Source organism: Ruegeria sp. CE12 (assembly GCF_056537525.1).
This window is the reverse complement of the sequence record NZ_JBQFRS010000004.1, coordinates 311,234-328,840: the sequence shown is the minus strand read 5'-3', so window position 1 is coordinate 328,840 and position 17,607 is coordinate 311,234. Positions and strand designations below refer to the sequence as shown.

General features: G+C 56.8%; 14 protein-coding genes. 9 read left to right on the top strand and 5 right to left on the bottom strand.

Annotation, left to right across the window (positions count from 1 at the left end; translation table 11 throughout):
• Window positions 1-10: 10 nt before the first annotated feature.
• A complete protein-coding gene (locus tag ACR0IO_RS12525) occupies window positions 11-2,134 on the bottom strand; it encodes a family 1 glycosylhydrolase (protein ID WP_480741963.1) in 2,124 nt (707 codons plus the stop codon).
• Window positions 2,135-2,305: 171 nt separating this feature from the next.
• Between ACR0IO_RS12525 and ACR0IO_RS12520 the strand changes: the two genes are divergently transcribed.
• From ACR0IO_RS12520 to ACR0IO_RS12480, 9 genes are all read left to right on the top strand, one after another.
• Window positions 2,306-3,088, top strand: a complete 783-nt coding sequence (locus ACR0IO_RS12520) for a sugar phosphate isomerase/epimerase family protein (RefSeq protein ID WP_480741962.1) — start codon at window positions 2,306-2,308, stop codon at window positions 3,086-3,088.
• A complete protein-coding gene (locus ACR0IO_RS12515; protein ID WP_480741961.1) occupies window positions 3,088-4,125 on the top strand; it encodes a LacI family DNA-binding transcriptional regulator in 1,038 nt (345 codons plus the stop codon). Before ACR0IO_RS12520 ends, ACR0IO_RS12515 begins: the two co-directional genes overlap by 1 nt.
• Window positions 4,126-4,154: 29 nt before the next feature.
• The gene (locus ACR0IO_RS12510) at window positions 4,155-4,904 is read left to right on the top strand and encodes a basic amino acid ABC transporter substrate-binding protein (RefSeq protein WP_480741960.1); all 750 of its coding nucleotides are present in this window, start codon (window positions 4,155-4,157) and stop codon (window positions 4,902-4,904) included.
• A gap of 67 nt (window positions 4,905-4,971) precedes the next feature.
• Window positions 4,972-6,615: an amino acid ABC transporter permease gene (locus ACR0IO_RS12505; RefSeq protein WP_480741959.1), complete on the top strand. Its 1,644-nt coding sequence runs from the start codon at window positions 4,972-4,974 to the stop codon at window positions 6,613-6,615.
• Complete coding sequence (locus tag ACR0IO_RS12500; RefSeq protein ID WP_480741958.1) at window positions 6,612-8,576, top strand: beta-galactosidase; 1,965 nt, start codon at window positions 6,612-6,614, stop codon at window positions 8,574-8,576. The genes ACR0IO_RS12505 and ACR0IO_RS12500 overlap by 4 nt, the downstream gene beginning before the upstream one ends.
• A gap of 162 nt (window positions 8,577-8,738) precedes the next feature.
• On the top strand, window positions 8,739-9,863 hold the full coding sequence (locus tag ACR0IO_RS12495) for an extracellular solute-binding protein (protein WP_155148469.1): 1,125 nt from the start codon (window positions 8,739-8,741) through the stop codon (window positions 9,861-9,863).
• A gap of 118 nt (window positions 9,864-9,981) precedes the next feature.
• Window positions 9,982-11,094, top strand: coding sequence for an ABC transporter ATP-binding protein (locus tag ACR0IO_RS12490; RefSeq protein WP_155148467.1), 1,113 nt, complete (start codon window positions 9,982-9,984; stop codon window positions 11,092-11,094).
• 12 nt (window positions 11,095-11,106) lie between these two features.
• Complete coding sequence (locus ACR0IO_RS12485; RefSeq protein WP_155148465.1) at window positions 11,107-12,027, top strand: ABC transporter permease; 921 nt, start codon at window positions 11,107-11,109, stop codon at window positions 12,025-12,027.
• Window positions 12,024-13,295, top strand: a complete 1,272-nt coding sequence (locus ACR0IO_RS12480; protein ID WP_155148463.1) for an ABC transporter permease — start codon at window positions 12,024-12,026, stop codon at window positions 13,293-13,295. The genes ACR0IO_RS12485 and ACR0IO_RS12480 overlap by 4 nt, the downstream gene beginning before the upstream one ends.
• Before the next feature lie 40 nt (window positions 13,296-13,335).
• Here ACR0IO_RS12480 and ACR0IO_RS12475 read toward each other — a convergent pair whose 3' ends face one another.
• From ACR0IO_RS12475 to ACR0IO_RS12460, 4 genes are read right to left on the bottom strand one after another with little or no spacing between them, the layout of a single operon-like run.
• Window positions 13,336-15,255 carry a beta-galactosidase gene (locus tag ACR0IO_RS12475; RefSeq protein ID WP_480741957.1) on the bottom strand — a complete coding sequence of 640 codons (1,920 nt, stop codon included), beginning with the start codon at window positions 15,253-15,255 and terminating at the stop codon, window positions 13,336-13,338.
• Window positions 15,252-16,112, bottom strand: a complete 861-nt coding sequence (locus tag ACR0IO_RS12470; RefSeq protein WP_480741956.1) for an SMP-30/gluconolactonase/LRE family protein — start codon at window positions 16,110-16,112, stop codon at window positions 15,252-15,254. The genes ACR0IO_RS12475 and ACR0IO_RS12470 overlap by 4 nt, the downstream gene beginning before the upstream one ends.
• Window positions 16,112-16,714, bottom strand: coding sequence for a 2-dehydro-3-deoxy-6-phosphogalactonate aldolase (locus ACR0IO_RS12465; protein WP_480741955.1), 603 nt, complete (start codon window positions 16,712-16,714; stop codon window positions 16,112-16,114). The genes ACR0IO_RS12470 and ACR0IO_RS12465 overlap by 1 nt, the downstream gene beginning before the upstream one ends.
• Window positions 16,711-17,604, bottom strand: coding sequence for a 2-dehydro-3-deoxygalactonokinase (locus ACR0IO_RS12460; protein ID WP_480741954.1), 894 nt, complete (start codon window positions 17,602-17,604; stop codon window positions 16,711-16,713). The genes ACR0IO_RS12465 and ACR0IO_RS12460 overlap by 4 nt, the downstream gene beginning before the upstream one ends.
• Window positions 17,605-17,607: the final 3 nt, after the last annotated feature.

The window sequence follows — 17,607 nt, the reverse complement described above, 5'->3', positions numbered from 1 at the left end:
GGTGACGAGTTTAGTGTGCGAGCGCATTTTTGCAGAAATTGTTAGCGCCAACAATGCCAAATTCGCCTTGCTCTGAAACGTAAAGGTTCATCGAACGCCTCAGATCCTCGAACCGTCCGCCCGCGTTGAAGGCTGCCAGAAAGTCACCCTGAAACAGCCAGCGGTTTTTCTCAGCAACGCCGCCAACAAGAAATACACCCCCGGCGGGCACAAGTGCTACCGCAAGATCACCCATGATCGCGCCAAGGTGGGTGATAAACATATGTGCCGCCCGGACCGCATATTCATCCGATCCCTCCCGGGCATCGTGCAGAATATCCTTGGCATTTCGCAAGCTCTCTTTGGCCTTGCCACCAGCCATCGTGACAGCCTGATACAGGATTGGCAGTCCGGTTCCGCTCAGGAACATTTCTGCCTCGAGCGTCAGGCTGTCGTCAAAGAAACACTCCGGGGCGATCTGCCGGGCGGCTTCAAAGATCTCGACCTCATCACGATGCCGGGGGGAAAGCCCCATATGACCACCTTCGCCGGAAACGGTGTGATAGTGTCCTTCAGAATAGAGCAGCGCCCCGACCCCAAGTCCGGTGCCCGGGCCGACGACCAGTCGCGTGCCTTTGGGTGGGGTGGCTTCACCTTGCAAAACCTCGACATCCGCGGCGGTAATTTCAGCTACCGACCATGCAGCGGCGGTGAAGTCGTTGATTACGTAAGTATGTTGAGCGCCCGTTGCCTTGGCCAGTTCATTCTCTGACAAATCCAGATGGGCGTTGGTCAGGCGGATGGTTCCGTTCTTCACCGGTCCGGCCCCGGCAGCGACGACAGCGCGTGGATCGGTGCCAATCTCATCACGCAAATCATGTAGCGCTGCAAGCAAATCGGGCAGCTTTCCGGTCGGGTATTTCCGCAGGTCGGTCAGCTGGCCGTTGGAGACGACACCGAGCCTTGTATTGGTTCCGCCGATGTCGGCGACCAGGTTCCAGTGTTCATGCATGGCGCCCGCCGGCTGAGACAACGGCAGGGAAACGGGTTGTACTTTTGTGAGTACGGATTTCAGGGTTTCAGGATCTGCCATCGACCCAAGAAAGCAACCTTTGATCGGGTGGTTCTGCTTCAGAGCTCCCACTATAGCGCTGAGATGTTGAGACAGGCTATCGGAGCGCTGATCCGTGGGAATCGTTGCATTGTTGTCGGTAAGATAGATCGGCAGATCACCTGTGTAATCCTTGCGGATTCTGGTCAGGACCTGTGACAGTGCACCGGAAATGTCTTTGTCGGTATGTATGGCCGTATCCGATGAAGTAGTCTGATTCTGAGCGCCAAAGGTCAGCCCATACCAATCAATCGGAGTACCAATCGTTTCCAGGTCGTTTTGCCAACCTGAAGGCAGATGGGGCTCCAACTCCTCCAACACAGTTGCGGGATAGACCCTGTGGAACACGCCACCCAGAATGAATCGTTTGCAGAATTCGTTGTTGAATAGTGCGGTCGGTGCTTTTTCTGAATGGTCAATTGTCGCATTGATCCAATCCAGATCGAACATGGCACCTAGATTGGACATGCCCAAACCGCGCATCGCCTGAACCGCGCGCCCATGCGTCAGCAACACATGGTGCATGGTACGTGCAGTGGCGCGTATGTCGGGATATCCGGACGGTTTGCAGTTTCCGATATGGTTGTGCAAACTGATGTGCTCAGGCTCGCTGATTGGGGCGACGCTGTACATACGATCCCCGATCCGGCCCATGATCACTTCGGTAAAGTCAGCAAACCAGTTGGCAACATCTGGATTGCGCCAACCACCAAGATCAGTGATGGCAAGTGGGAGGTCGTGTTGAAAGAGCGTGGCGCATGGGCGTACTTCACGCTCCAACAGCGCATCTGCCAGAAGGTCGTAGAAATCCAGCCCCGCCTGATTGATCCCGCCTTTGCCCTCGGGCAGCACCTGAGCCCAATTGATCGGGAACCGATAGCCATCAAACCCTATAGACTGAACCAGATCAAATTCCTGGGATTGGTGGCCCAAGCGATCGCCAGCTCTGTCAGAGATGCTCGGGACATGATGTTCAACCGAATTGGCAGAGGCGACCGCACCAAAGAGGAAATCTTTGGGAAAGTCAGTACGGGTGAGCTTCATGTTCGGAACCTGTTGGGGCTGGAATGATTGCGCTATCATCTAGCAGTTCAATCACTGAAACTCCAGTTCTATGAACTCTTGATCAGAAAGTGCTCTGATTTCGGATATTCTGACAAACACGCCCGTAGGAACGACATGCTTGACAAGTCGGGTTGTGATGTTTCACGCTAATTGAAACGTTTCAAAATATTCATAAGCGACAGTATGCGGATATCGGCACAGCTTTATACCGTCCGACAGATCGGCGATCTGAAAGCCCAGCTTGAGTTGGTTGCAGGCACTGGGTTTGCCGATGTTGAAACGATTGGCTTTCATGATCTCAGCCCGTCGCAGATGGTCGATCAGGTTCGACAATCCGGGCTGAATGTAAGATCCGCTCATTTTGAGTGGTGGGAGTTTGAAAGCCGGTTTCAAGACATTCTCTTTCTGCTCAGGGAATTGGAATGCCGTGTGGCTGTCATGCCTTGGCTGACGCCCGAGGCAAGGCCCGACACTGTTAGGGGATGGAGGGCAGTGTCGGGCCAGTTGAACATTTGGGCGGATCAACTGGCGGCCCACGGTGTCAGGCTGGCGTATCACAACCATGATTTCGATCTTGAAGTCTATCAGGGTGTCACACCGCTGGATCTGATTCTTGCGCAAGGGAACATCTGGTGGCAGCCAGATATCGGCTGGTTGGTTGCGGCGGGGCTGGATCCGGCTGCAGCGATTAAGCGTTACGGTGATCGCATCATTTCCGTACATGCCAAGGACGTTGATCCGCTGGCCGGGCACGGGGACGAATGCTGGCGCGATCTTGGGCAAGGTGTCGTGGACTGGCCTGCCGTGCTGGCTGCGCTTGGCAACACTGGCTGCACTGACCTGTTTGTAGAGCATGATGAGACGCTTGATCATCGGCGTACGATGGAAACCGGCCGCCGGTTTCTGACTGATCAGCTTTGTGAGGGCGTGTAATGGCCCGTGCAACGATCAAGTCGATTGCCAAACGCACCGGATACTCTGTCGGTACGGTGTCAAACGCACTTCGCGGCACGGATTCCGTCAAACGCGAAACGCGTGAACAGATTCAACGGGTCGCCAAGGAACTTGGTTATCGTGTCAATCTGGATGGCCTGAAGCTGCGCACCAAGAAATCCTATCGCATCGCCGTTTTGGTAGGCGTCTCGGCAGATGTACCTGAGGAATGGGAGGGGGTGGAATTCACCCGCATCCTTGCCGGGATTTCGAATGCACTGCGGGGATCCATGTATGAGCTCAGCGTGTTCAGCGTGGCTGATATCGACGGGTCGATGAAGACACTGCAATCCATCGTTCGTGAGGGGTTGGCCGATGGGGTGATCTTTTCCGGCACTCGCCGGAATGATCCCCGTATCGCTTACTTGCAGGAACAGGATTTCCCCTTTGTCACTTATGGTATGAGCGACAGTTCCCAGCCCCATCCTTATGTGGATTTTGACAGTCAGGCAGCGGCGTTTGATGCGACCGTCCGTTTATTGAAACTCGGTCACCGCCGCATTGCCCTTATCAATCCGCCGCAAGAGCTGATCTATGCTGCGCAGCGGGAGCAGGGATATTCAGACGCCTTGTCCGCTGCGGGAGAGCCCCAGGATCCTGCGCTTGTTTTCAGCGGCCCAACAACAGCCAAAACCGGCCAACAGGGCTTCATATCTCTGATGAAGATGCCGGATCGTCCAACCGCCATCATCTGCGCGAATGAGGCGATGACCCTTGGTGTGTTGTCTGCTGCCTCTGATACCGGCATTCGGGTCGGGCGCGATATTGTTGTAATCTCAACCGACGATCTTCAGCTCAGCCGCTATTTCGTGCCACCGCCCAGCACCTATTACGTACCGATTGCTGAGACCAGCCACCTGCTGGGTGAATTCATGCTTAAATCCCTGGACGGTGTTGATCCGTCCGAGATCCAAAAAAAGATCAGGGCCACCTTAATCGAGCGGCAACCTGACACCCCGGCGCCGGAAGCGGCGTAAACCACAGACCAACAAAGGAGAAACCGGACATGTTCAAGAAACTGCTTGCTGCCGCAACGCTAGCCGCGATGACAGCGCCTGCGGCCTTTGCCGCCGATCTGGAGGGGCGTGTGCTCAAGATCGGAACGGACGCCACTTACCCGCCGATGGAAACCGTTGATGAAACAACGGGGCAGATCGTGGGCTTTGACGTGGATGTGATGAATGCGATCTGTGAAAAGGTCAATTGCGTCCCGAACTTCGTCAACACCGCCTGGGACGGCATCTTTGCCGCGCTTCAGCAGGGCGAGTTCGATCTGGTGATCTCAGGCGTGTCGATCACGCCGGAACGCGAAGAAACCATGGATTTTTCCGAGCCTTATATCGTGGTCAGCCAGGCGATCCTGCTGCAGGTCGACAATGCCGCTATGACACTGGATGACTTCAAGGCTGGCGGTCAGAAACTGGCGGCTCAAACTGGCACCACGAACGCGCAACTGGCCGAAGAACTGGTCGGGCGTGAAAATGTCAGCCTCTATGACAACTTCTCGGCCGCCATTCTGGCGCTGCAGAACGCGGACGTGCAGGGCGTCATCATCGATGGAACCTCTGCCGCCGCATATGAGCAGGAGTTTGCGGGCGAATTGACCGTCGGTATCACGGGTCTGCAGTCCGATCCGCTGGGCATCGTCTTTCAGGAAGGTGACGCAACCGTTGACGCAATCAACGAAGGACTGGCGGCAATCAAAGAAGACGGAACGCTGGATGCTCTGATCGGTAAGTACTGGAGCACGAACTGATCCGATAAAGCTTCCATAGGCTCCGGCGGCCGCAGTCGCCGGAGCCCTGTCCCAGCGGAGAGAATTCATGTCGCGCCTAAGCCGGATTCGCCCGAGCAACCTTGTGTTGCTCGCTGCAGCCCCGTTCATCATTTACCTGTTTGCCACGTCGTCAAAGTACCTGAGATCGCTGATTGCGATTCTGGGGATAGGCAACAACGCAGGGCCAATCTTTATCGGGTTTCTGTTGATGCTGACTGTGGCGGTTCTGGGTTATCTGTGCGCCCGAAATGCTCGTTTCGCGACCGCACCAAACTGGCTGCGAATTGCGGCTTTGGCCGCGCTACCAGCAGCGCTGGGACTGGCCGTTCTGGGACTTGTTGCGCCTCAGGTGTTGATGCCCTTTGCTGAATCCGTGTTCTTTCATGCACTCAGCGAAAACACATCGACCCTGATTGACCGGACAAATCAGACCTGGGTTCTGTTCCCGGAAGTGGTCGGACAAGTGCAGACCGGATTGCAGGTGCTTTTGGCTGTCTACGCGACCGTCATTGCCTTGTGCCTCGCGTCCGGCCGATTACGCAATCCGCTAAGGGGTCGCGTTACGTTGGGGTTTGAAATTCTGACCGGCGCAGCACTGTTCTACATGCTGTTTATGGCGCATTGGCAGTTTGCCACCGGCGTCGCCATTACGTTTCGTGCCGCCATTTTCGCGTATATCTTTGCCGCGATTCTTGGTCTGATCTGGGTGGGGCTACAGTCGTTCAAATCAAAGGCACGAACAACCGTGACCTATGGTTCGATCAGTCTGGCGCTGCTGGCAATCTCGGCTTTTTTCTTCATGCAGCCGCAGGTCAGTTATGTACTGGTCGGCAGCACCGAAGCGCGTATCGCGATCGTACGTGGTACACCGCAGGCGCAGGCAGATATCATCAGGTTTGGTGAATTCGAAGGTGGCGAAGAACGGCAGTATCGCATCCGCAGCGCGACGGATCCGGCAAGTGCGTTGGAACAGATCGAAACGGTCGACAGTGTCTCAGGCGCCTTTGTCCCGGTCGAGGCGCATACGCAAGGTTATCCCGTTCTCTGGCAGACGAGCTTTCTGCCGGACAAGTATCGCAATCCGGCGCTGACTTTCGCCGTTTTTGGCTTTCTGCTGCTGACGCTTACCATTGGAGGGTCACAGCACAAGTTGCACCCGCTGGCCGTCGGGGCCGAGTTCTTTGTCGACACGATCCGGGGCATACCGATGCTGGTGATCATCCTCTATATCGGGTTGCCGCTGGCAGGTGCGGTCAAGGATGCGACTGGTGGCGGGATCGACATGACCAATATGACCCGCGGGATCATCGCGATCTCGGTCGGTTACTCAGCTTACATGGCCGAGATCTTTCGGTCCGGAATTGAGGCAATTCCCAGAGGGCAACTTGAGGCCGGCAGCTCGCTTGGCCTGTCGCGCTGGCAGACTGCACGATTGATCATCCTGCCTCAGGCATTGCGCATCGTGACGCCGCCTTTGGGGAATGAATTCATCGCGATGATCAAGGATACATCGTTGCTATCGATCCTGTCGGTTCGCGACATGACCCAGCGCATGCGCGAGTTTCAGGCGGCCAGCTTTCTGCCCTTCGCACCCTTCAATACGGCGGCGATCCTGTATGTCGTCATCACGCTTGGTTGCGCCAGCTTCCTGAAATGGATCGAGCGGCGCACCGCAAAGGACGAAAGATGAGCAAACTGGAACTGGGGGTTTGTTACTACCCCGAACAATGGGATCGGTCCCAGTGGCGTGATGATGCGGAGCAGATGGTCGCGATGGGTCTGGACTGGGTTCGGATCGCTGAATTCACCTGGGGGCTGATCGAACCCGAGCGGGGTCGTTTCGACTGGGACTGGCTGGACGAAGTGATCGATATTCTGGGTGCGGCCGGTTTGCGGGTAATGATGTCCACGCCCACTGCGGCACCGCCAAAATGGCTGATTGATGAACATCCCGAGATCCTGCCAGTTGGACCAGATGGTCAGGTTCGCGGTTTTGGTTCACGCAGACACTATTGCTTTTCCAGCGAGATCTATCTGGAAGAAGCCTGTCGCATAGCTAGCGCATACGCCCGAAGATACGGGCAAAATCCGCACGTTCATGCGTGGCAGATCGACAATGAGTATAATGATCACGACACGGTGCTCAGCTACTCCGATGCCGCAAAGCATGGGTTCCGTCTTTGGCTGCGACAGCGCTATGGAACGATTGAGACGCTCAACCAGACATGGGGTACGGTCTTTTGGGGATCGCAATATTCTGACTTTGATCAGATCGAACTGCCAAATGGTCTGGTCGCTAACCCGAACCCGACACATGCGCTGGATTTCGCACGGTATTCATCCGATCGGGTTCGACTGTTCAACAAGGCGCAGGTGGATATTCTACGCGAGTATGCGCCCGGGCGGGACATTACGCACAACTTTATGGCCGGTAGTTTCGAGTTCGATCACCACGCTGTTGCCGCCGATCTGGATGTCGTGGGATTTGACAGCTATCCGCTGGGAAATCTGCTGGGCTCAACCCTGTCTGATCAGGAAAAGCACCGGTATCTGAGAACCGGCGCGCCGGATTATCAGGGCTTTCATTGCGATCTCTACCGATCGCAGGGGCGTGGTCGGATGTGGGTTCTGGAACAACAGCCGGGGCCGGTAGATTGGGCCGAAAAGAACCCCTCGCCCGCCGATGGAATGGTGCGGCTGTGGACATGGGCAGCCTATGCCCATGGTGCACAGGCTGTGATGTTCTTTCGCTGGCGGCAGGCGAAGTTCGCTCAGGAACAGTTTCACACTGCACTTCTGCGATCTGATGGAAGTCCTGATCAGGCAGCAGAGGAACTAGCGCAGATCGTAGCGGAACGGGACGTAATGCCACCCGCCGTTCGGACATGTGCGAAGGTGGCAATGGTGCTGGATTATACGTCAATCTGGGCCGCTGATATTCTGCCTCATGATGATGCGTTTCCGAACGCCCAGATCATCCGCGAATGGTATGCGGCATTGCGCAAACTCGGCGTTGATCTGGATTTTCTGGGGCCCGAAGATGATCCGTCGGGTTATGCACTGGTGATCCTGCCGCAGAATATGATCGTGACATCGGATTTTGCGGCCAAACTGCAGGATTGCGAGGCAAAGCTTTTGATTGGAGCCCGGTCAGCCAGTAAGACCGAGAATATGCATACCCCGGACAACCTCGCTCCGGGTGTTCTGGCCGATCTGACCGGGGTTCGAATCAATCGCGTCGAATCATTACCGGAGTTGGCGGAGGAGGCCGTTCGTTTTGGCGGCGCAGCCACCTTTGATTTCATCGGATGGCGTGAAATTATTGAGACAGAACAGGAAGTTATTGCCAGATTTGTCAGCAAATACCGTGATGGTAGTCCTGCTGTGATCAGATCCGAGCGGGCCACCTATCTGGCAATGGTGCCGCAAGGCCAGCTTTTGCGGATGATTCTAGAGGATGTTTTGGCGTGGGCTGGAATCGAATTCACTGTCTGCGATCCGGATTTGCGGATTACGCAGCGCGGTGATCTGAAATTTGCATTTAATTTCGGCGATGAAGATATCCGGCTGCAAACGGACCAAACACGGTCCTTTCTCGTTGGTGGAGAGGTCGTTCCCCCTTACGGCGTTTGTATTTGGCGAGGTAGCTAGGCGAAGCAGAGCGCGTCGGATGTAGGTCCAGCACGGGGCAATTTCCCGAACTGGACTTAAGAAAACCGCGAACTGTCACTTTTGGGCTGACGCGGGCGCCGCAAATCTCTACGCTGTAAAAAAAGAACAAAAACAACACAATCCAACTACGGGAGAAAACCAATGGTGAAAACCAAATCTGTAACCCGCCGCTCGGTCTTGAAGGGTGCGGGTGCCGCTGCTTTGGCAGCGCCACTTTACAGCAAGAGCGCGCTGGCTTCGTCGGGTGAAATCAACATCCTGATGTGGTCGGACTATCTGCCGCCCAGCTTTATTCAAGAGTTTGAAACTCTAACCGGTATCAAGGTGAACTACACCGGTATCGGATCGAACGAAGAAATCATCAACAAGATGAAGGCGACCAAAGGTCAGGGCTTTGACATCGTCTCGCCGACCAACAACCGTTCGCTTCAGTGGGAGCCGCTGGAACTGTTGCAGCCGTTCGACATGAACAAGGTTCCGATCGATCTGGTGAACCCTGCGATGGCCAAGATCGGCACCGACGCATGGAACTTTGGTGACAGCGGCGCGCACTGGCTGCCGCATATCTGGGGTACCGAAGGCATCGCCTATCGTACTGACCTGTGGCTGCCCGAAGGCGATGCGCCGTCCTATGGCGACGTGTGGTCGGAAGAAAACGCTGGCAAGACCATGGGCCGTGCGCACTCGATGATGCTGGGTGCGGGTCTCTACATGGAGCGCGCTGGAGAGATGGAACCGGGTTCGGTCTGGGCCGCTTATGGTGACGAAGACACCATGCGCAAGGTCTGGGGTCAGATTGCCGACTGGTGCATCGAGCGTAAGAACCGGATCAAGCTGATCTGGAACGACGCGGATACCCAGAAGAACGGTCTGCTGAACGAAGGTGTGGTTGTCGGCCAGACATGGGACGGCCCGCCGCTGGCCCTGAAATCCGCTGGTGAGCCTGTGCACTATCAAGCGCCTGTCGAAGGTGCGATGGCGTGGGTTGACGGTATCTCGATGCCGACAGGCGCGGCGAATATCGATCAGGTCTATGCCTTCATCGACTTTGCCTATCAGGCCAAACCGGCCGGTGTCGCAATCGACAGCCACGGCTATAACTCTCCAGTTCTGGGTGCCGATCAGTATTCGGGCGACACCTACAAAAAGAACTTTGCCGAAGCCTATCCGGGCGACTCGCTGGCCAACCTGAACCCATGGCCGGCCGAAGCACCCTGGTATGCTGAAACCCGGACCGAGTTCGTCAATAAGTTCAAGAGCGCCTGATCGCCTTGAAACCGGGCCCCTCGCGTAACACGCGGGGGGCTGCTACCCGTGCGCCGCCCCGGCGTAACGGACAGTTATGTGACACGGCCCTGTGCCGTGCTCCAGGGAGATACCAAAAATGAGTGCAGGGGTCGGAGTCGATCTGGAAAACCTGTGGATCCGCTTCGGTGATTTTGTCGCCGTGCGTGATGCGAACGTAAACATCAACGGGGGCGATTTCTTTTCGTTCCTTGGCCCCTCTGGCTGTGGCAAGACAACCATCCTGCGCGCCGTTTCGGGCTTTCTGGAGCCCAGCGAAGGCAATGTTCTGATCGGTGGCAATAACATGAGAGGGATCGGGCCGAACAAACGCCCGACCGCACTGATCTTTCAGAACCTTGCGTTGTTCCCTCTGATGAAGGTCTGGGAAAACATCACCTTCTCGATGGAAATCAAGGGCGCCAGCGCTGCAGAACGTCGCAAACGTGCTGATGAGTTGCTGGATATGATCGCACTTCCGGGGCAGGGCGATAAGTTGCCCAGCGAATTGTCAGGTGGTCAGCGTCAGCGTGTGGCAATCGCCCGCGCCCTGTGCGCCGAACCCGATGTTCTGCTGCTGGACGAACCCCTGTCGGCGCTGGACCTCAAACTACGCCAGCACATGCGGACCGAACTGCGTGAAATTCAGCAGCGTGTCGGTATTACTTTCATCTACATCACCCATGACCAGGGCGAGGCGTTGACCATGTCGGACAACATCGCCGTTATGCGGGCAGGGGTGATTGACCAGATTGCAGACGGCAAGACCATCTACAACGATCCAAACACTGCGTTTGCAGCTTCTTTCGTGGGCGAAAACAATGTGTTCCGTGGCAAGGTCAAACAAGTCATGGGAAATGAAGCGCTGATCGCGACTAACCGTTCAGGTGATCTGGTCGCGCGAATTTCCACCGCCAATCAGGGCAAGATGAAAGAGGGTGATGACGCCATGATGTTCATCCGCCCTGAAGCCTTTGCAATTGCCTCTGACGGGGCGGCCGGAGATCACTTTGTTACCGCGCGTGTGAACCACGAGGAATTTGAAGGTAACGTCTTCAACATCTTCACCGAAGGTGAGGGCGGCAAAGAGATCAAGGTCTCGATCCCGAACCTGGGTCAGTCCTTTGAGGATCACACCGGGCAGAACATCACGCTGGAATATGAGACCCGCAACGCGGTTGTCGTTCCCGCGGGTGAACTGGCTGCAGAATAGGGAGGCCCCACGATGCCAGGCTTCCTCAAGGAGTTTTTCAATCGCAATGGCACCGGCATGGGGCTGGCGATCTTGGGTCTGGTCCTGTTCTGGACCATCGGCCTGATCATCCTGCCCCAGCTGTCGATGCTGGACTTTTCCTTCCGTCCGAACCTGCCGCCACCAGAGATTGGTGGGCCCAAGGATGTCTATACGCTGGAGAACTACAAATACCTGATCTACGGACCCGAAGGGGGCAGTCAGTCTTATAACGCTGTCGACTTGCGGGTGTTTTTCCGGACGCTGATTGCGGCGGTCTGTGTAACGATCTTCAACCTGATCATCTGTTACCCGATCGCCTATTACCTCGGTCAGTCCAAGGGCAGCCATATCCGCATCTTTGCGATCATGCTGATCATCCCCTACTGGATCAACGAGATCCTGCGCGCCTTTGCCCTGCGGATTATCTTTGGCGAAACAGGCGTATTGAACACATTGTTCATGGGGCTGGGTATCTTTGATACTCCATTCGACTTCATCCGCAACGATATCGCGCTCTATGCGGGTCTGGGCTATGCCTACATCCTGCTGATGATCTTCCCGATGTACAACGTGATCGAAAGTCTGGATGGAAACCAGATCGAGGCCGCGCGTGATCTTGGTGCACCCTGGTGGCGGATTCACTGGCGTGTGGTCATCCCCTACGCCAAGCCAGGCATCAGTTCGGGCTGTACGATGGTCTTCATGCTGAGCGCCGGTGCGCTGGCCGCGCCGCAGATTCTGGGTGGACCGTCGTCTCTGTGGTTTACGCAGCTGATTTATCAGCAGTTTAATGACAACAACGACTGGCCGCAGGGTGCTGCATACGCCATCGTTCTGCTGGTGACCTGTATCCTGTTCGTGCTGGCGATGATGCGCTTGTTCAAGGTGAACATGGGGGATATCGGGAAATGAACACTTCCTTCCTCCGTATAAGCATCTGGGTCTATCTGGCGATCTTCTTCGCCTATCTGCTGGGGCCGCTGGTGATCATGTCGATCACCGCATTCAACTCGTCCGGTTTCCCAAGGATGTCGCCCTGGGAATGCCTGACCTTCCAGTGGTTCAGTGAACTGTTTCAGGATCAGCGCATTCTGAACGGTATCAAGAACTCGCTGATCATCGGTGCCGGAACAGTTGTTCTGTCGGTAGCGATGGGTCTGGCCGGGGCGCTGATGCTGACCCAGATCTGGCCCAAGCTGCGCGCGACGTACTATACGATCATCATTGCTCCGATCCTTATCCCCGGCGTTGTATTGGGTATCTCGACACTGGTGTTCTGGGATCGGATCAACCGGATGTTGGGTCTGGGTGCCGACAGCTTCTTGTCCAACGGTGTTTTCCTGACGGTGATCGGTCAGTCCACCTTTATCGCCAGCTACTGCATGCTGGTACTGGTGGCGCGTCTGCAGCGTTACGACATCGCCCTGACCGAAGCGGCGCTGGATCTTGGCGCAACTCATGCGCAGGCGTTTCGCAAGATCCTGCTGCCGTTCATGCGTCCGGCGATTGCCTCAGCTGCGGTGCTGGCGTTTCTCGCCTCGTTCGAGAACTACAACACTACCACCTTCACCTTTGGTGAGTACCCAACGCTGACGATCGAACTGGCCCAGAAGGTCCGGTATGGCATCACGCCCGCGATCTCGGCGCTGGCCTTCATCATCGTGGCGTTGACTGTGTTCTTTGCACTGTTGAACGAAGCCAAGCTGAAGCGTCAGGAACTGGTGGCTGCGGCGCGCAAGAAAGCCACGGTTGAAGAACTGGCGGGCAAGATCAAGCTGCCAAGCTTTTTTGCGGGCAACATGGCTGCGGTTTTGTTGGTTGTGTTCGCGGTTGCCACGATCACTGTGGTGGGCACGGCTACGGCCTATAACCCAGCGCAGTGTATCGCCAACGTGAAAGAGCAGAAGCAACTGGAAGCCGAACAGCGCATTCAGGAACTGCGCAAGCAGCGTGAAGAGCGCCGCAAGCAACGCGAAGCCGAAGAGGCCGAGCAGGGCGATGCGCAGCAGTCGGCTCCGAAACCGTCAAACAACAGCGGCTTTGGCAACGTCTTTGCGCCGAATACGTTGGGCGGTGAAGAGGATGAAGGCGCTGCGGATACCGAAGAGCAACCTTCGGGCTCCAATAACAGCGGCTTTGGCGGGGTCTTTGATCCCAACAGCCTGCAAAACGATCAATAGGCACAAACGCCTTGCATAAACAGCGTCCCGCCCGGTCAGGTCAGTCCTGTCCGGGCGGGTTGCGTTTCAGGATGGCGACATCGCACCCACCGATGTCATGATCGTTCCACGTAACCGGTTGTGCGTTGTAATTGATCAGAAACACATGCTCTGCCGTTTCGCGCCGTCGCAATCCGGCGGGCATGGGATGCAGCGCGATGCGGACCTCGCGCGCGGCCAACTCAATGACGCGGTCCCACAAGGCTTCATCCGGAAAGCACCCGAGATACCAAAGGTTCCCCGAACTCATGAGCGCTGGGTTTCCGTCTGAGAATGTCAGTAAATTCCGGGCTTCGCCGGACAGCCGTTCAACCCAATGCAATGCAGCGCCACCACCCTCAACTGACCGTTCACTGGTTGGGGGCAGGGTTTCGATGAGATCGACGTCGCAATCCAGACCTGAAAGACCGGGGCGACCTTGTTGCGGGATTTGAAAATCATCTGTTATCGCGCCGGTTCTTGGTCCGAGGATGACCAGTGATCCGGACGCTTCCAGACGATCTGCCAGTTCAGTGTCCAGTGACGCCAAACCCGGTGCCAGGACCAGCTTGTACTGATCTGCCGGGATATCTGTGGCAGACACAAAGTCCACTGACAGGCCGGCGCGGCGCAAGGCTTTGTAGGTTGAGAAAACCAGTCTGAAGTAGTCGAATCCGGCCCCCTGAGGTTGGGTGTTCCAGGCCCAGTCCGAAGCATAGTCAAAGACGATCGCAACCTCTGCGACCCGCTGACGGACATCGCCAAGCTTGGTCAGGTCATCAGCGACGTGCCGCGCTTCAGCTAGTGCAGGTGCCGCGCGATTATGTGACGTCATAAGCCCCGCGTGCATCTGTTCCTGACCGAACGGGGCCTGACGCCAGCGGAAATAGCTGACGACTTCGGCACCATGGGCAACGGCCTCAAGTGACCACAGGCGCACCATGCCGGGCAGTGGGGCAGGATTGTAGGGCGCCCAGTTCACCGGGCCGGGCTGTTGCTCCATCACCCACCAACGGCCACGCCCGACCGCGCGATAGAGATCGTGATGAAAGGCCTGCATATCCGGGTCGCCCTGCTGCAGATAGGCGGTTTTGTGTGCCTCGTCTGCCTCAAGCCGATCTGAAAGAAAGCCGATCGGATAGCTGTCCCATGTAGCGATATCCAGATCTGCCCCGACCTTGAAATGATCGAAATCCAATATGCGCCCCATGTAGTTGTGCAGCAACGGGGCATTGGTCAGCGGGCGCAGCGCATTTGCCTGCGCCTTGTTGAAGGCAACGACCTGATCCGAACTGAAGCGACGGAAGGCCAAAACATGGGATGGGTTGGGCTCGGTCACAGTCAGGTTCGGCAGATCTATCTGATCAAAGCTGTTGTATTCCATCGACCAAAAGACATTTCCCCATGCCTCGTTCAAGGCATCGATGGTGCCGTACTCGGACGCCAACCAGTTCCGAAATGCCTGCAGGGCAGATGCGCTGTAGCTGACAGTGGTGTCATGACAGCCATATTCGTTGTCGATCTGCCAGGCGGCGACATGCGGGTTTTGCCCGTATCGTTCCCCCATGATGCGCGCGATACGCCAGCATTCGTCGATATAGCCCTGATGGCTGAAACAGTAGTGCCGGCGCGACCCGAATTTGCGCGGGTTACCTTGGGCATCAACGGCCAGCATGTCGGGGTGCTTGTCCAGCATCCAGCGCGGCGGTGTTGCCGTGGGTGTCCCCAGGACAACCTTCAGCCCGGCGTTTCCCAGCGTCTCAATCGCTCGGTCCAGCCAGTCGAATTTCAGATGGCCGGGCGTGGGTTCCATCCGGCTCCAGGCAAACTCACCGATGCGAACCCATCTCAGACCTGTTTCGACCATGCGGGCAGCATCGTCGGCCCACATCGCCTCGGGCCAATGTTCGGGATAGTAGCAAACGCCAAGTTCCGGCTTCATAGGATGACTCTGTGTTCCGCCTGACCTTGCGCCACGTTTGGTGCGGCGAAGGTCATTCCGTTAGAAGGTTGTGTATCGATTGCATGCGCATCCAAGCCCTCGCGGGCCGTTGTGCAGAAAAGCGTCTTCAGATTATCGCCGCCAAAGCCGGGGCACGAGGCGTGTCGGGCGTCAAACTGCACGGCCTTGAGGAACTGTCCACTGGGGCTGTAGGCCGCAACGCGCGATGCGCCCCATTGTGCAATCCATATGTTTCCGTCGGCATCCACCACTGCACCGTCGGGGTTCAGGCCTTCGCTGCGAAGGTCCAGAAACACCGCGCTGTTCCCTTCGGGCCAACCGGTTTCGGGGTTCAGACCCCAACGCCTGACCCGTCTGGTCACGGTATCGCAGAAATAAGCGCAGGATTGGTCCGGCGCAAAACTGATGGCGTTCGATATGGTGATGTCCGAAACCAACTGACGCAATTCCCCACGGTAGAAACGATAGATCGCTCCGGCGCCGGTTTCGGCCTGTTTTCCCATGGTCCCGATCCAGAACCCGCCCCAGGGATCGGCGCGGCCATCGTTTGATCGGGTTACCGGATTGTCTGCTTCCATGGGTGAGATCAGTTCTTTCTGACCATGCTCCAATCCAAACCGCCAAAGACCGGTTTCTGAGGCGACAAACAGCGTGTCCCGGTCAACCCATCCTGCCGCCGAGACATGTTCAGCAAAATCCCAGCTTTGGGGTTCATCATTTGCTCGGGTCATCAGGCGCTTGTTGACGATGTCGAACCAGAAAAGCTGTTTCCGTTCGGGGTGCCACAGCGGACCTTCGCCCAACTCGCAGGGGCGGTCATCATAGATGACGCTCATCAGGCGGCCTCATCATAGGCGGCAACGATTTTTTGGGCACGATCAGCGATTTCGTGGACATCCATACCCGGCTTGTAAAGCGCTGAACCAATACCAAACCCGTCGGCTCCGGCTTTGATCCAATCCCCGAAGTTATCCGGCCCGGCACCACCGACGGCAAACACAAGTGTCTTCGCTGGCAATACAGGCCGCAATGCAGCCAAGCCAGTTGGGCCTGCCATCACACCGGGAAACAGTTTCAACCCGGTTGCTCCCGCCTTGAGTGCGGCAAAGGCTTCGGTCGGTGTGTAAACACCCGGCCAGCTTTGTAGGTTCAATTCAACGGATCGGTGGATCACATCCGCATCGTAATTCGGCGACACGATCAGCTTGCCACCGACATCGGCAACCGCATCGACCTGTTCCGGCGTCAGCACGGTGCCTGCGCCGATAAGGGCTTTGTCGCCAAATTCGCGGGCCATCGCGCTAATGCTGTCCAATGGGTCTGGTGAGTTCAAAGGGACTTCGATCCGGTCGATCCCTGCATCGATCAGGGCGTGTCCGACAGGAATGGCCTCGTGCGGGCGTAAACCACGCAGGATCGCAATGATGGGTCGGCTCATGCGTGTTGCCTCGTCAGGTTTCGGGCCTGCATCAGACCTGCCAGTGTTGATTGGGTTGCGTCAGCGCTTTCGACAAAGGCACCTTGCTGTTGCAACGCATTTGAATATGCATCCGCCAGGCCCGGGGCGCCAATGATTGCCAGTTGCTGGCCCAGCCAATAGGGGCGAGTGGCGGCCAGTTCGGCTCCGATCAGATAGCCTGACAGGCGTGCACGGGCGGTATCCCCATCCTGCCCGTGCAGCAGATCGGCTGCGCGCAGGCCAAACAGTCGAGCGGCCAATTGCTCGGGTTTCGACAGCGTATCTGCAACGGCTTCGGCAAAGGCACCATCATCCCAGCCATCCGCAACCGAGTGTCGCAACACGGATTGACCGCGCAGCAGATCGAATAGCTCTCCGGTCATGAAGGTGCGAAAACTGACCACCTCGCTGGCGCTGATCTGCACCCATTTCGTATGGGTTCCGGGCAGGCAGATCACGCCGTCCCAATTTGGACGGGTTGCGAGATACCCTGCGATCTGGGTTTCTTCACCTCGCATGACATCTGCCGGATTGACCTGTTTCAGACCGGGCACAACAAAGGCCCGGATGCGGGGATCGGTATCCGGCACGCGAACTGGTGCGTTGGGCAACGGAGCAGAGGGTACAGCCGCATACGGAGCCTCGACCCAGCCCTGCCGTGCACCCACCATGCCGCAGGCGACAACGTCGGTTGGCGAAGTACCCAACCAGCCGCCGATCAGTTCCAACAATGCCACCTGAAAGTCGCCACCCGCCACGCGGGACATGCCGTTTTCTGATTGCGCGTGATCTAGGACAGTCTCGCCCTGCATGGCCCAGGCGCGCAGGTGTGACGTTCCCCAATCGACCGCTATCCATTCTGTATTCATGGC